14 protein-coding genes are annotated in these 13,531 nt (G+C 65.6%); 11 read left to right on the top strand and 3 right to left on the bottom strand.

What is annotated here, in order from left to right; translation table 11 throughout:
• Nucleotides 1-9: 9 nt before the first annotated feature.
• Nucleotides 10-1,818 carry a hypothetical protein gene (locus EV687_RS03595; protein WP_122226478.1) on the bottom strand — a complete coding sequence of 603 codons (1,809 nt, stop codon included), beginning with the start codon at nucleotides 1,816-1,818 and terminating at the stop codon, nucleotides 10-12.
• Between the two features lie 414 nt (nucleotides 1,819-2,232).
• On the opposite strand from EV687_RS03595, the gene hisB reads away from it, so the two are divergent.
• The 10 genes from hisB to EV687_RS03545 all read left to right on the top strand — a co-directional run bounded on the left by hisB (nucleotide 2,233) and on the right by EV687_RS03545 (nucleotide 10,244).
• Entirely contained in the window at nucleotides 2,233-2,865 is a 633-nt protein-coding gene (gene hisB, locus EV687_RS03590; RefSeq protein WP_122226477.1) for an imidazoleglycerol-phosphate dehydratase HisB, read from the top strand.
• A 119-nt stretch (nucleotides 2,866-2,984) separates the two neighbouring features.
• On the top strand, nucleotides 2,985-3,647 hold the full coding sequence (gene hisH, locus EV687_RS03585) for an imidazole glycerol phosphate synthase subunit HisH (RefSeq protein WP_122226476.1): 663 nt from the start codon (nucleotides 2,985-2,987) through the stop codon (nucleotides 3,645-3,647).
• A gap of 62 nt (nucleotides 3,648-3,709) precedes the next feature.
• Nucleotides 3,710-4,456: a 1-(5-phosphoribosyl)-5-[(5-phosphoribosylamino)methylideneamino]imidazole-4-carboxamide isomerase gene (hisA, locus tag EV687_RS03580; protein ID WP_122226475.1), complete on the top strand. Its 747-nt coding sequence runs from the start codon at nucleotides 3,710-3,712 to the stop codon at nucleotides 4,454-4,456.
• A 14-nt stretch (nucleotides 4,457-4,470) separates the two neighbouring features.
• Entirely contained in the window at nucleotides 4,471-5,307 is an 837-nt protein-coding gene (locus EV687_RS03575) for a D-hexose-6-phosphate mutarotase (RefSeq protein ID WP_122226474.1), read from the top strand.
• Between the two features lie 36 nt (nucleotides 5,308-5,343).
• A complete protein-coding gene (gene hisF, locus EV687_RS03570; RefSeq protein WP_122226473.1) occupies nucleotides 5,344-6,144 on the top strand; it encodes an imidazole glycerol phosphate synthase subunit HisF in 801 nt (266 codons plus the stop codon).
• Nucleotides 6,145-6,195: 51 nt separating this feature from the next.
• On the top strand, nucleotides 6,196-6,615 hold the full coding sequence (gene hisI, locus EV687_RS03565; RefSeq protein ID WP_122226472.1) for a phosphoribosyl-AMP cyclohydrolase: 420 nt from the start codon (nucleotides 6,196-6,198) through the stop codon (nucleotides 6,613-6,615).
• Nucleotides 6,616-6,622: 7 nt separating this feature from the next.
• Nucleotides 6,623-7,006, top strand: coding sequence for a phosphoribosyl-ATP diphosphatase (locus EV687_RS03560; RefSeq protein ID WP_122226471.1), 384 nt, complete (start codon nucleotides 6,623-6,625; stop codon nucleotides 7,004-7,006).
• 110 nt (nucleotides 7,007-7,116) lie between these two features.
• Nucleotides 7,117-8,052: a LysR family transcriptional regulator gene (locus EV687_RS03555; RefSeq protein WP_122226470.1), complete on the top strand. Its 936-nt coding sequence runs from the start codon at nucleotides 7,117-7,119 to the stop codon at nucleotides 8,050-8,052.
• A gap of 171 nt (nucleotides 8,053-8,223) precedes the next feature.
• Entirely contained in the window at nucleotides 8,224-9,210 is a 987-nt protein-coding gene (locus EV687_RS03550; RefSeq protein WP_122226469.1) for a Bug family tripartite tricarboxylate transporter substrate binding protein, read from the top strand.
• 80 nt (nucleotides 9,211-9,290) lie between these two features.
• Complete coding sequence (locus EV687_RS03545) at nucleotides 9,291-10,244, top strand: M14 family metallopeptidase (RefSeq protein ID WP_122226468.1); 954 nt, start codon at nucleotides 9,291-9,293, stop codon at nucleotides 10,242-10,244.
• Between the two features lie 82 nt (nucleotides 10,245-10,326).
• Here EV687_RS03545 and phbB read toward each other — a convergent pair whose 3' ends face one another.
• Nucleotides 10,327-11,064, bottom strand: coding sequence for an acetoacetyl-CoA reductase (phbB, locus tag EV687_RS03540; protein WP_122226467.1), 738 nt, complete (start codon nucleotides 11,062-11,064; stop codon nucleotides 10,327-10,329).
• 158 nt (nucleotides 11,065-11,222) lie between these two features.
• Complete coding sequence (locus EV687_RS03535; RefSeq protein ID WP_122226466.1) at nucleotides 11,223-13,052, bottom strand: PHA/PHB synthase family protein; 1,830 nt, start codon at nucleotides 13,050-13,052, stop codon at nucleotides 11,223-11,225.
• Between the two features lie 190 nt (nucleotides 13,053-13,242).
• Here EV687_RS03535 and EV687_RS03530 point away from each other — a divergent pair, with 190 nt between their 5' ends.
• On the top strand, nucleotides 13,243-13,527 hold the full coding sequence (locus EV687_RS03530) for a hypothetical protein (protein ID WP_130466435.1): 285 nt from the start codon (nucleotides 13,243-13,245) through the stop codon (nucleotides 13,525-13,527).
• Nucleotides 13,528-13,531: the final 4 nt, after the last annotated feature.

The following is a 13,531-nucleotide window of genomic DNA, read 5'->3' as shown; positions in this document are numbered from 1 at the left end:
AGGGCGGCATCACTTCATTTTCAGCTGCTGGGTGAACTCCACGCCACGCTCGGTGAATACATAGGAGATATCCACGAAGTCGGTGTTTTTGTAGAACTCGGCGGCGCTGTTGATCAGCGGCCAGGCGATGTAGTTGGCGGTTTCTTCTGCCTCGCTGGATGCGGAGCCGACGAAGTCGTCCTCGTCGAAGGAGCTGAGCAGCTTGACGTAGGTCTGCCCGTCGATCGCATAGTAGAGGAAGGGGGCTGGCGAGGCGGCGCTGGCCTTCAGATCCTTCTCCAACTGGTCCTTGGCATTGGCGCCCAGGCCAATGCCGACGGCGGCCTCGCCCATGGCAACCCAGATGGGCTCTTCGCTGTTGGTGGCCATGGCCGCCATCGGCGAATTCAGTTCCTTGGCCTGGCCATTGGGCGTCAGGCCCAGTTGCGCGATCTCCGGCACAAAACCCTGCACCATGCCGATCAGGCCCACCGGATTGGGCGAGGCCACCAGCAGCGTGCCGGTCACTTTCTGGCTGCTTGGATCGAACTCGCTCAGGTTCGCGCGAAAGCCCGAGACCCAGCCTGCCACGGCATAGAGGCCCGCCAGGTTCTGCTGCAGCTCGCCGGCACCTTCATTGAGGGCTTGCAGGCTTTCGCACTGGTAGGGCGCGGCCTGGATGGCGGCGGCCTGGCCTTGCAGGAAGCTCGCGAGCTGGTCGAGCTTGATGCCCAGGCCGAACTCGAGGTTGCCATGGTCCTTGCCCAGGCCCGGCACCGGAGAGGTCAGCGCGGTCAGCGACTTGGCCAGTCCGCCTTCGAGCTCAAGCGCGCCGGCAACGTGCATCTTGTTGTCCGACAGCTCGGTCGCGCCGGCCACCAGGCGCGGTGCCTTGCTGGCGATGGCCTGCAGTTCGGTGCGGCAGATGACGCTGGTGGTGTCCAGCCCCTGAGCGGCGGCTTCCTTGGAAATCCAGGTTTCCTGGCCCTCGGTGCCAATGAACCGGGCGAGCAGGCGCTGGGTGTCGATCAACACCGTGCCACCGTAGGGCTTGAAGCCATATTGCTTGTTGATGGCCTGCAGTGTGCCGGCATCGAGCACGGATTGCGCCGGCTTGTTCAGCCCCAGCAGGGTGGCTAGCGGCACATCGGCACGCTGCGGGTCGAGCGTCATCACGAGGTGCTTGCCAACGATGGCCGCCACACCGCGCAGGCGCGGCTTGGCGGCACTGCTGCCGGCCGCCGGGGTGCTTGATTCGGCAGTTGCGCCGGCTGCAGCGGCCTCCGCAGGTTCCGTCGTTTCAGAGGAGCGGCCAGAGCCGGCCGGCGATGCCACGAACCAGTAGGCCTGGCCGTCGACTTCGGCCGTCGGCAGTTTTTGGCCGGCACGGGTTTCGATGTCGGCGATGAAGGCCTTGAACTTGTCCACATCGGCGAGCTCGATGCGCAGCACTGGCAGCGACAGCACTTCATAGCCGGCCGCATGACCGCTGAGGCTGACGCCGATGCTTTGCAGACCGTCCTTTTCGCCGAGCTTTTCCTGGAGAAGGTTGAGCACCGATTGCAGGCGCTGCTGCTCTTGCGCATCGTCAATGAGTTCCGCACCCGTTTCGCTGGCACGCTGGATGCTCTGGATCAGGCCGGTCTTGAAGGTGTCCAGCATGCGTTCCTGCAGCTTGACGTAATCCGAAGGAGCCGGCTCCAGATTGCCGAACACGAAGGCGGTGTCGGCTGGTGCGAAGGCCAGTGGAATATCTGCCTTGACCTGGGCGGCATCCTCCTTTTTCGAGCATGCGCCAAGCGCCAGTGCCAGAGCGGCAAATACTGCGGTTTTTTTCATTATTCCTCCGGTGTTGAGCGGGCCTGGGCCCTGCAATGTGTGCAATGAATGAGTGAAAGGTCCAGGGAATGGCTGCCCGGCTGGTGCTGGATGCGCCTGGATGGCGCCATCCGGCATTGGCTGAATGCAGCCTGAGATCTTGAGATCTGCGCTGACAGCTGCGCGGGCGATGGCGCCGCCCTCTTGGGACGTTCGCCTCCGGCATGCCCATCTCCAGGAGCGGCCGGAGCCCGCAAAGCGCCCGCCATGATACTGCATGCCGCACGTGCCCTGGGTGCTTGGCGGCCTGCCTGCGCGGGCGGGGCAAAAAGCCGGCGATTCTGCGCGGACTGCCGGTGGCGCCCGGGCCGCTCCTATACAATGGGCCTTTCCCCATCCGACTGACCTGCTTCGACCAGTCAATCCGACCCCGCAATGACGTCCTCCGCTCTTGTCCCGACCCAAGGCAGCGACTGTGCTGACCGCATTGCCGAAGTCAACCGCAACACGGCCGAAACCCGCATCCACGTGCGTGTCAATCTCGATGGCGCGGGGGTGAGCAATCTCCATACCGGCATTGGCTTCTTCGACCATATGCTCGATCAGATTGCCCGCCACGGCCTGATCGACCTGGACGTGCATTGCGAGGGCGACCTGCACATCGACGGCCACCACACCGTCGAGGACGTGGGCATCACCATCGGCCAGGCCATCGCCCGCGCGGTGGGCGACAAGCGCGGCCTGCGCCGCTATGGCCATGCCTATGTGCCGCTCGATGAAGCGCTCAGCCGCGTGGTGATCGACCTCTCGGGGCGCCCCGGCCTGCATTTCCACATCCCGTTCACCAGCGGCATGATCGGGCAGTTCGACACCCAGCTGGCCTACGAATTCTTCCAGGGCTTTGCCAACCATGCGCTGGCGACCCTGCACGTGGACAACATCAAGGGTATCAACGCCCACCACCAGGCCGAAACTGCCTTCAAGGCCTTTGGCCGGGCGCTGCGCATGGCGCTGGAGCACGATCCGCGCATGGCCGGCGTGATTCCCTCGACCAAAGGGGTCCTCTGACGCATGAGGCCGCCGGGCGCCACGCCTGCAAGGTGATGAGCCGAGACCGACTTTCCGCCGAATGATTCCGAACCGGGTGGCCTGCTGCCGCCCCGTCCCGCACCGCTGACATCCACGCCATGAAGCCAAGCCACACCCTCGTCGTCGTTGATTACGGTTCGGGCAATCTGCGCTCGGTCTGGCAGGCCGCCGTGCATGCCGCGCAGGACAGCGGCTGGAACGTGCAGCTCTCCAGCGACGCCGGCCAGGTCACGGCGGCTGACCGCCTGATCCTGCCGGGGCAGGGTGCCATGGCCGACTGCATGCGTGAGTTGCGCGCCTCGGGCCTGCTCGAGCCGGTGCTGCGCGCCGCCGAGCACAAGCCACTGTTCGGCGTTTGCGTGGGCATGCAGATGTTGCTCGAGCACAGCGAGGAGGGTGATACGCCCTCGCTCGGCTTGATTCCTGGCCGGGTGCGGCGCTTTTGCCTCGAAGGGCGGCACCAGCCGGACGGCAGCCGCTACAAGATTCCGCAGATGGGCTGGAACCGTGTGCACCGTCCCGTGGACCATGTCCAGCATCCGATGTGGCAGGGCATCGATGACGGCAGCTGGTATTACTTCGTGCACAGCTATTACGCCGAGCTGGATGATCCGGCGCACTGCGCGGGCCAGACCGACTACGGTAGCGCGTTCGCCTCGGTCATTGCGCGCGACAACCTGTTCGCGACACAATTCCATCCGGAGAAGAGCGCCGCGCAAGGCATTGCGCTCTACCGCAATTTCCTCCACTGGCAACCTTGACAGGGCTGCCGTTTCGCCAATCCCGTGCGCATGCTGCGCCGCCTTCGAACCGTTGAACCACCATGCAATTGATTCCAGCCATTGACCTCAAAGACGGCCACTGCGTGCGCCTCGTGCAGGGCGACATGGACCAATCGACCACTTTTGGTGAAGAGCCCGCACTGGTGGCGCGTCGCTGGCTCGATGAGGGCGCGCGGCGCCTGCACCTGGTGGATCTCAACGGCGCCTTTGCCGGCAAGCCCAAGAACCTGGCGGCGATCAAGGCCATCCTGAAAGAGGTGGATGACGAGATTCCGGTGCAGCTCGGCGGCGGCATCCGCGATCTCGACACCATCGAGCAATACCTGGACAACGGGTTGCGCTACGTCATCATCGGCACCGCTGCGGTCAAGAATCCCGGTTTTCTGCGCGACGCCTGCACGGCCTTCGGCGGCCACATCATCGTCGGCATCGATGCCAAGGACGGCAAGGTTGCCACCGATGGCTGGAGCAAGATCACCGGCGTGGACGTGGTCGACCTGGCGCGCAAGTTCGAGGACTATGGCGTCGAATCCATCATCTACACCGACATCGGTCGCGACGGCATGCTCAGCGGCATCAACATCGAAGCCACCGTGCGGCTGGCGCGCGCCATCGACATCCCGGTGATCGCCAGCGGCGGCCTCAAGGACATCGAGGACATCGAGAAGCTCGTCGAGGTCGAATTCGAGGGCGTCGAAGGCGTCATCTGCGGCCGCTCGATCTACACCGGCGCGCTCAACTTCGCCGAGGCCCAGGCCCGCGCCGACGAGCTCTCCGATGCCGATTGAGCCACGGTCGCGCCATGTCCGTTCGCTGGATTGACTTTCACGGCCAACCGGCCATGGCGCTGCGCCTGCCTCACGGCGACCGGGCCGTGGTGCTGCAGCATGGCGCTCAGTTGGTCTCGTGGTGCAGCGCCGATGGCGTCGAGCACCTCTACGTCAGCCCACGGGCCATGCTCGATGGCCAGAGTGCCGTTCGCGGCGGCGTGCCCGTGTGCTTTCCGCAATTCAACCAGCGCGGTCCGCTGCTCAAGCATGGCTTTGCCCGCCACCTGCCGTGGCGGCTGCGCGCCGTGCGGGATGACGCCGTCACGCTGGGGTTGGCTCATGGCCCTGTGACTGCGGCCTTCTGGCCGCATGCATTCGACGCGCAGCTGACGGTGCAATTGACGCCCAACGCCGTGCGCGCGAGCCTGCGCGCCGAGAACAAAGGTGACGTGCCCTGGCCCTTCACGACTGCCTTGCACACCTACCTGCGCATGGCCGATGTGCGTCAGGCGGAGCTGACGGGCCTCGAAGGCGCCAGCCAGTGGGATGCGGTGCTCGACGTGCACGGCGTGTCGCAAGGGGCGCCGCGTTTCGGCGCCGAGTTCGACCGCGTGTACCAGGCACCTGGCGGGCCCCTGACCCTCTCGGAGGCTGGGCAGCCAGGGCGCCTGGCGATCAGCCAAAGCGCGTCCTGCCCGCAAACCGTGGTCTGGAACCCTGGCGCCACGCTGTGCGGCCGGCTGGCCGATCTGCCTGCCGATGGCTGGCAGCAGATGCTGTGCATCGAGGCCGGCTGCATCGACGAAGCCGTCGTGCTGCCGCCCGCTGCCGTGTGGGAAGGCTGGCAGCAACTGGCTTGGACCGCCTGATTTTTCAACGATTCACCGCAAATTGCACCAAACACCATGCTGGCCAAACGCATCATCCCCTGCCTGGACGTGACGGGCGGCCGTGTCGTCAAGGGCGTGAACTTCGTCGAACTGCGCGATGCCGGCGACCCGGTGGAGATCGCCGCGCGCTACAACGAGCAGGGCGCAGACGAACTCACCTTCCTCGACATCACCGCCACCAGCGATGGGCGCGACCTGATCCTGCCGATCATCGAGGCGGTGGCCTCGCAGGTCTTCATCCCCCTCACCGTCGGTGGTGGCGTGCGCACCGTGGCCGATGTGCGGCGCCTGCTCAACGCCGGTGCCGACAAGACCAGCTTCAATTCTGCCGCCATCGCCAACCCGGATGTCATCAGCGAAGCATCGGACAAGTATGGCTCGCAGTGCATTGTCGTCGCCATCGACGCCAAGCGCCGCAGTGCCGAGGCCGAGCGGCAGCAGGGCCCTGACGGCGAGCTGCTTGGGCCGGGTTGGAACGTCTTCAGCCACGGCGGCCGCAAGGACACCGGACTGGACGCGCTGCAGTGGGCGCGCGAGATGGCGCGGCGCGGCGCCGGCGAACTGTTGCTGACCAGCATGGACAAGGATGGAACCAAAAGCGGCTTCGACCTCGAACTCACGCGTGCCGTCAGCGACGCCGTGCCGGTGCCGGTGATCGCCTCGGGCGGCGTCGGCACCCTGCAGCACATGGCCGATGGCATTACCATTGGCGGAGCGGATGCGGTGCTGGCGGCCAGCATCTTCCATTTCGGTACTTTCACGGTGGCCGAGACCAAGCAGTACATGGCCGCGCGCGGCATCACCGTGCGCTTGTGAGGCCGACGGTCCTCAGCAGCAACAGGCAAGACGAGAGAGGATTCTTCAAGCATGGCAGAAGCCCATACCCCCACCGGCAGCGACTGGCTTGACGCGGTGCGCTGGGACGACAAGGGCCTGGTGCCCGTGATTGCGCAGGAGCAGGGCAGTGGCGACGTGCTGATGTTCGCGTGGATGAACCGTGAAGCACTGGCACAAACGGCCGAGAAAGGGCAGGCGGTCTACTACAGCCGCTCGCGCGGCAAGCTTTGGCACAAGGGCGAGGAGTCGGGGCACTTCCAATCGGTGCACGAGATCCGCCTCGACTGCGACAATGACGTGGTGCTGCTGAAGGTGACGCAGCATGGCCACGAGCCCGGCATTGCCTGCCACACGGGCCGCCACAGCTGCTTCTTCCAGAAATTCGAGGACGGCCAGTGGCAGGCCGTCGAGCCGGTGCTCAAGGATCCGGCCCGCATCTACAAGGATTGACACGGCCATGACCAGCCAGCCCCAGGATTCTACGATCTCCGCCGATGCGCTTTTCGCGCATCTCACGCGCGTGCTCGAAAGCCGCAAGCCGGCCCGGGGCGGCGATCCCGCCAGCAGTTATGTGGCGAAGCTGCTGGCCGACGGCAAGGCACCCGATGCCTTTCTCAAGAAAATCGGTGAAGAAGCCGCAGAGGTGATCATGGCCGCCAAGGATCTGCAGGATGGCCGCAAGGAGCGCGAGGCACTGGTTTATGAAGTGGCGGACCTGTGGTTCCACACGCTGGTCGCCTTGACGCACTTCAACCTGGGCGCCGATGACGTGGTGCGTGAGCTGGCCAGGCGCGAGGGCGTCAGCGGCCTGGCCGAGAAGGCAGCGCGTCCGCTCGACTGACAGCGCCGCCGTTCCCGATCTTGCTTGCCGGGGGCTTCGCCGCGCTGGCGCATGCCGGCATGGTATCTGCCTCCTCTGATTGGAGGCCGCGTCCTGCGCGGTCTGTCGTCATGCCACCATTGAAACTGCTGGAAGACCTCATTGCCTTGGCCCGCACGGGCAGCTTTGTGCGCGCCGCCGAGGCACGCCATGTCACCCACCCCGCGTTTGGTCGGCGCATCCGCGCGCTCGAGGCCTGGGCCGGCGCACCGCTGGTGATGCGCGATGCCTCTCCGGTGGTGCTGACGCCGCAGGGCCAGTTGCTGCTGGGCACGGCCGGGCAGGTGGTCGAGCAGCTCGAGCGGGTGCGGCAGCAACTGCAGCAGGTCGACGCCGAGGTCAGCCCGGTGTTGCGCATCGCCACCGGACGCAGCCTGGCCGGCTCGCTGGTGGCCGACTGGATCGCGCTGCTGCACAAGGGGCCCAGGCCGGCGCTGGGGCTCCACACGCGGGTCGAGATCGTCACCGGCATGATGGCCGACATGGCCGCGCTGCTGGAACAGAACAAGACCGACCTGCTGTGCTGTTATGAGCATCCGGCCCTCTCGACGCAGCTGCGCCCGGGCCAATACCTGCACATGACGCTGGCGGTCGATCGGCTGGTGCCGGTGTGCCAGAGCGTGGGCAACGGCCAGCCGCGGTTTGCGCTGGAACAGGGGCAGGGGAGCCTGCCGCTGATCTCCTACTCGGGCGGGCTGGCAATGGCGCGCATCGTCGGCGACCGCCTGCAGAACCTGCCGTATCCGCTGGTGCCACTGGTGCATTGCGATTCGCTCGATGCGGCGCTGGGCACTGTCTCGCGCGGTCTGGGCATCGCCTGGCTGCCGTGGTCGATGGTGGCGGGCGAGTGCCGCCGTGGCAGTCTGCAGGTGCTGGGCGGGCGCAGCGAGCAAATTGCCTTCGAGGTGCGGCTCTACCGTGCCAATGCGCGCCTGCCGGCCCTGGCGGAGGCCGTCTGGTCGGCCGCGCAGACACTGTATCCGGAGCAGTTTGGCGGCTTTTCCTGAGCCATCCTGAGGGTTCGCAGGGACGGGGGGCGAGCGCTGTTCGAGGCGGTGCCGAAACAGCACCTTCATGTGCGATATCGGCACATCCGGGCGTGCATTCCTTTTCAGAATGAATACGTTACCGCCATTGAGCCTCTCGTATCTGTCACCCAAGCAAGAAAGGATTCCCGCATGAAGACCTCCCTCCCGTTCCACCGTCTGGCGCTGGCCCTGGCTGCCGCCGCCCTGGGCGCTGCTGCCCCGGCCCTGGCTCAGGATTACCCGTCGCGCGCAATCAATCTGGTGGTCGGCTATCCGGCGGGCGGCAGTGTCGATCTGACGGCGCGGGTGCTGGGCGAGGAGCTCTCCGAGCGCCTGAACCAGAGCGTGGTGGTCGAGAATCTGGGGGGCGCCGGAGGCACCATCGGCGCGCAGCGCGTGGCACGCGCCGCGGCGGACGGCTACACGCTGCTGGTGGGCTCGGCCAATGAAATGGTGATTGCCGGCATGATCAACAACGCAGTGCGCTACGACGGTGCCAAGGACTTCACGCCGGTGGGCATGATTGCGGCGCAGCCGCTGCTGCTGACGGCCTCGGCGAAATCCGGCGTCAAGACTGCGCAGGAATACCTCGACAAGCTCAAGGCCGCCGCACCGGGGCAGTACAACTATGGATCCTCGGGCATCGGCACCAGTCTGCACCTGGCCGGTGAGATGATCAATGAATCGACCGGCACCAAGGCCGAGCACATTCCGTATCGCGGCGTCGGCCCGCTGGTGACGGACCTCATCAACGGCCAGTTGGACTTTGGCGTGCTGGTCATGTCCTCGGGCCTGCCACAGGTCAAGGGCGGCAAGATCGTCGCGCTGGGCGTGACCGAGCCCCAGCGTTCGGCGGTGGCGCCGGACATCCCCGCGCTGGCCGAGACGCCGGGCTTCGAGAAGGTGGACATCAACGTCTGGTTTGGTCTCTATGGCCCGGCAGGCCTGCCCGAGCCGGTGGTGCAGCGGCTGCGCACCGCGCTCGACGAGACGCTGCAATCGGAGAGCTTCCGAAAGAAGATGGCCGAAAGCGGCGCCACGGTCTACGAACCCGGCCTGGACGCCGCAGCCTTCCAGGCCGCCGAGACCGAGAAGTACGAGCGCCTGGTGAAGATGGCCGGCATCGAAAAGCACTGAGGCGGGTGCGGAGTAGTCTGAGTGTTCCGCTGGTCCTCTGGACCGCATCGATTTGAGTTTTGACACACACGGATGGATCTATGAGTTTCGACATTCCCGTTCCTGACCTGACCAGCGAACGCATCGGCAACACCGGCACGCCCGGCGTCTGGCACTTCGACTCCGGCGTGGCCGGGCGCACGCTGATGATCTCGTCGCTGGTGCACGGCAACGAGCTGTGCGGCGCCTGGGCCATCAAGGAACTGCTGGCCAGTGGTCTCACGCCGCGCCGCGGGGCGTTGATCCTGGCGTTCTGCAACCTGGACGCCTTCGACACCTTCGATGCCAGCCGGCACGATGCCAGCCGCTATCTCGATGAAGACCTCAACCGCGTCTGGAGCGAAGCGCGCCTGGCCGAGCCCAACTCGCGCGAGCGCCGTCGTGCCGTCGAACTGCGGCCCTGGGTGGAGCGTGCCGACTGGCTGCTGGACTTGCATTCGATGCACGAGCCCGGCAAGCCGCTGCAGCTCACCGGCACCCAGCCGCGCAACATCGCGCTGGCCCGGCGCCTGCAGGCCCCTGAATACGTGATCGTCGATGCCGGCCACAAGGATGGTGTGCGCATGCGCGACTTCGGCCGTTTCGGCGATGCGGCCCAGGTCGATGCCTGCGCGCTGCTGACCGAATGCGGCTACCACGGCGACCCGGCCTCCATCACGGTGGCCAAGGACCAGATCGCCCGCATGCTGGCCGAATCCGGCGTGGTCGACACTGCCGATGTGCCGGCCGGCTGGCTGCAGACGGCGCCTGCGGCGCAGCGCGTGCTGGAAGTGACGCAGCCGGTGGTGGCGCCGTCAATGGAGGTGCGCTTTGCCGAGAACTGGCAGGGCCTGGAGCGTCTGGCCAAGGCCGGCACGCTGATCGGCTGGGCCGATGGCCAGCCGATCGTCACGCCTTACGACAACTGCACGCTCATCATGCCTTCGCTGCGCCAGCTGGTGCCGGGCGTGACGGTGGTGCGGCTGGCACGCGACTACGTCGCGCCAGCCCAGTAAGCGTGGGATTCTGCGCACGAAAAAGGAGCCGGTGACGGCTCCTTTTGATTTTGATTGGATGGGCGCAAGCCGCCCCGTCCGCTCAATGCATGTGCAGGCCGCCGTTGACCGAGAAGTCGGCACCGGTGGAGTAGCTGCCATCGTCCGAGGCCAGCCAGGAAATGATCGAGGCGATTTCGCTGGGCTCGCCCAGGCGCTTGACGGGGATGGTCGAGACGATCTTCTCGAGCACGTCCTCGCGGATGGCCTTGACCATGTCGGTGCCGATGTAGCCGGGGCTGACGGTGTTGACGGTGACGCCCTTGCTGGCCAGTTCCTGGGCCAGCGCCATCGTGAAACCATGCATGCCAGCCTTGGCGGCCGAGTAATTGGTCTGGCCAGCCTGACCCTTGGCGCCATTGACCGAACTGATGTTGATGATGCGGCCCCAGCCCTTCTCGACCATGTCGCCCACCACCTGCTTGGTGACGTTGAACATCGAGTTCAGGTTCGTCTCGATCACGGCGTTCCAGTCGTCGGGCGTCATCTTGATGAACATCCGGTCGCGGGTGATGCCGGCGTTGTTGACCAGCACGTCGATGCTGCCGTGCTCCGCCTTGGCCTTGCTGAAGGCGTCGACGGTGGAATCCCAGTGCGCGACATTGCCGACCGAGGCGTAGAAGGTGAAGCCCAGCGCCTTCTGTTCATCCAGCCAGGCCTGGAAGTCACGCTTGGGGCCGCAGCCGGCGATGACCTTGAAACCATCCCTGTGCAGGCGCTGGCAGATACCGGTGCCAATGCCCCCCATGCCGCCGGTGACGTATGCAACTTTCTGACTCATCTTCTCATCTCCTGTGATGCGCGTATCGTAAACGGATTGGAATACTTTAACCAAAGACAGGGGCTGTCAGCATCGGCGCAAACCCTGCGAAGGGCCTGCTGCCGCAGACGCGGTTTTTCAGGCACAACGGCACGCGCTCCGAGACTATGTGCATGCTCTCAGGCTCCTTGCTTGACGTAGCGGCCCGGCGCCGGCTCGATGACTTTGTAGGTCTGTTCGTCGCCGGGATTCGTCGGGGCCGCCATGGACCCACCGGCGTGGCCAGCCAGCCAGTCGATCCAGTCCGGCCACCAACTGCCCGGCACCAGGCGCGCGCCGGCCATCCAGTCGTTCCAGTCCGGAGGAAATGCGTTGGCATCGCTGACCCAATAGTTGCGCTTGCCACGGGCGGGCGGGTTGATGACGCCAGCGATGTGGCCCGAGGCACCGGTGACGAAGCGCTTGGGACCGGGAAAGACCTGCGTGCTGGCATAGGCCGCGCGGATCGGCACGATGTGGTCGTCGCGTGAGCCGTATATGTAAAGCGGTGTGCGGACCTGACCGAAGTCGATCCTGGCGCCACACACCGTGGTCTTGCCGGGCTGAACCAGATTGTTTTCCAGGTAGGTGTTGCGCAGGTACCAGGCATAGAACGGGCCGGGCAGGTTGGTGCCATCGCTGTTCCAGTAAAGCAGGTCGAAAGGCGGCGGCGTCTCGCCCTTGAGGTAGTTGCCGACCACGTAGTTCCAGACCAGTTCGTTGGGGCGCAGAAAGCTGAAGGTGGTGGCCAGGTCCTGGCCGCGCATGAGGCCCTTCTGGCCCATTTGCAGCTCGCGGAAGCGCACCGTGTTCTCGTCGATGAAGATGTCGAGAATGCCGGTGTCGCTGAAGTCGACCAGGGTGGTCAGCAGCGTGGCGCTTTCCACCGGGTGCTGGTCGCGCGCGGCCAGCACCGCCAGCGCGGTCGCCAGGATGGTGCCGCCCACGCAGAAGCCCAGCGCGTTGATGGTGTCGGCCGCGCCGATGTCCTGCACCGCTTCGATGGCGCGGATGGCGCCATGCTCGATGTAGTCGTCCCAGGTCCTGGTGTCCATGGACTGGTCTGGATTGCGCCAGCTCACGACGAAGGTGCGGTGCCCCTGGGCGACGATGTATTCGATGAACGAGTTGCCCGGCTGCAGATCGAGGATGTAGTACTTGTTGATGCAGGGCGGAATCAGCAGGAAGGGACGCTGATGCACGGTGGTGGTGCTGGGCGTGTACTCGATGAGTTGGAAGAATTCGTTCTCGAAAACCACTGCTCCAGGCGTGATGGCCAGGTTGCGCCCGACTTCGAACTGCGCCTCGTCGGTCATCGAGATGTGGCCGCGCTGCATGTCCTGCCACATGTTCATCAGGCCCCGGGAGATGCTCTCGCCCTTGGATGTGATGGCCTTGAGCTGGGCGTCCGGGTTGAGCGCGAGGAAGTTGGTCGGCGCCGCTGCCGCCAGCCACTGGTCGACGGCGAATTGCAGCCGCGCGCGCGTCTTGTCGTCGGTCTCGGTGATCTCCACCATTTTCTGCAGCGCGCTGGCGTTGATCTTGTAGAGCGCCGCGGTCATCGCGGCCGGGCCGTTGTCCAGCCAGCCGGCGCTGGCAAAACGCTTGTCGCTGCGCAGCACTTCGCCAATTTCGCTGCCCTCGCGCCGCAGCAGCTGGCCGACCTGGTCCAGATACTCCTGCTGCAGCTGCTGCAGCTTTTCGGGCGGGATGTAGACAAGGGCCTGGCCGCCGGAGCCGCCGTGTTCCCTGGCCGCCTTGGCAAAGGCCTCGAAGGGGTTGGACAGCGGTGGCTGGGTCTGGGCATTGTTAGTGCCGGTGCCGGTGCCGCCAGCGGCCGGTGCCAGACCTTGCTGCAGCAGCGTGGTCCAGTTCTGCAAGGCCGCGCGCTGGATCTGCTGGAACTGCGCCCAGTAGTCGTTTCGGGCGCGGCCGCTGCCGCCGTTTGCATGGGTCTTGCTCTCACTCATTGCGGTGTCTCCTGCATGTGGACGCCTAGGGACAGGGCGGCCGCTCTGCTGTCGCACACTGTACACTGAAACACTCCGAGGCCGCCCTGGCAAAAGCCCTTCACAGGGATTTCACCGGGCATGCGCGGCAGCGGGCCGTTGACCCCTTTTTCATGGCGCCCCTGGCGCACCCCACTGCCGGATCCAGAGCATGATCCTGATCTTGATAGCCGTAGGCTGGATGTACGTGACCGTGATGATGGCGCTCGCCGAGGCCTTCAGCCCGCAGGGCTCGGTGCTGGCTGCCGTGATGATCGTGCTGTTCTATGGGCTGCTGCCGCTGGCCATCGTGCTCTACATTGCAGGCACACCGCAGCGCAAGCGGCGCCTGCGGCAAAAGCAGATGGCCGAGCAGGCCGTCCAGGCCGAGACGCAGGCGCCCAAGGTATTACCGGGCCCCGAGCGCGCCGCCGCCGATCCGCCCCAACAAAGCTGAGCGC

This window comes from Corticibacter populi (assembly GCF_004217315.1).
GTDB lineage: Bacteria > Pseudomonadota > Gammaproteobacteria > Burkholderiales > Burkholderiaceae_C > Lampropedia > Lampropedia populi.
This window is presented reverse-complemented; position numbering and strand designations above follow the sequence as displayed.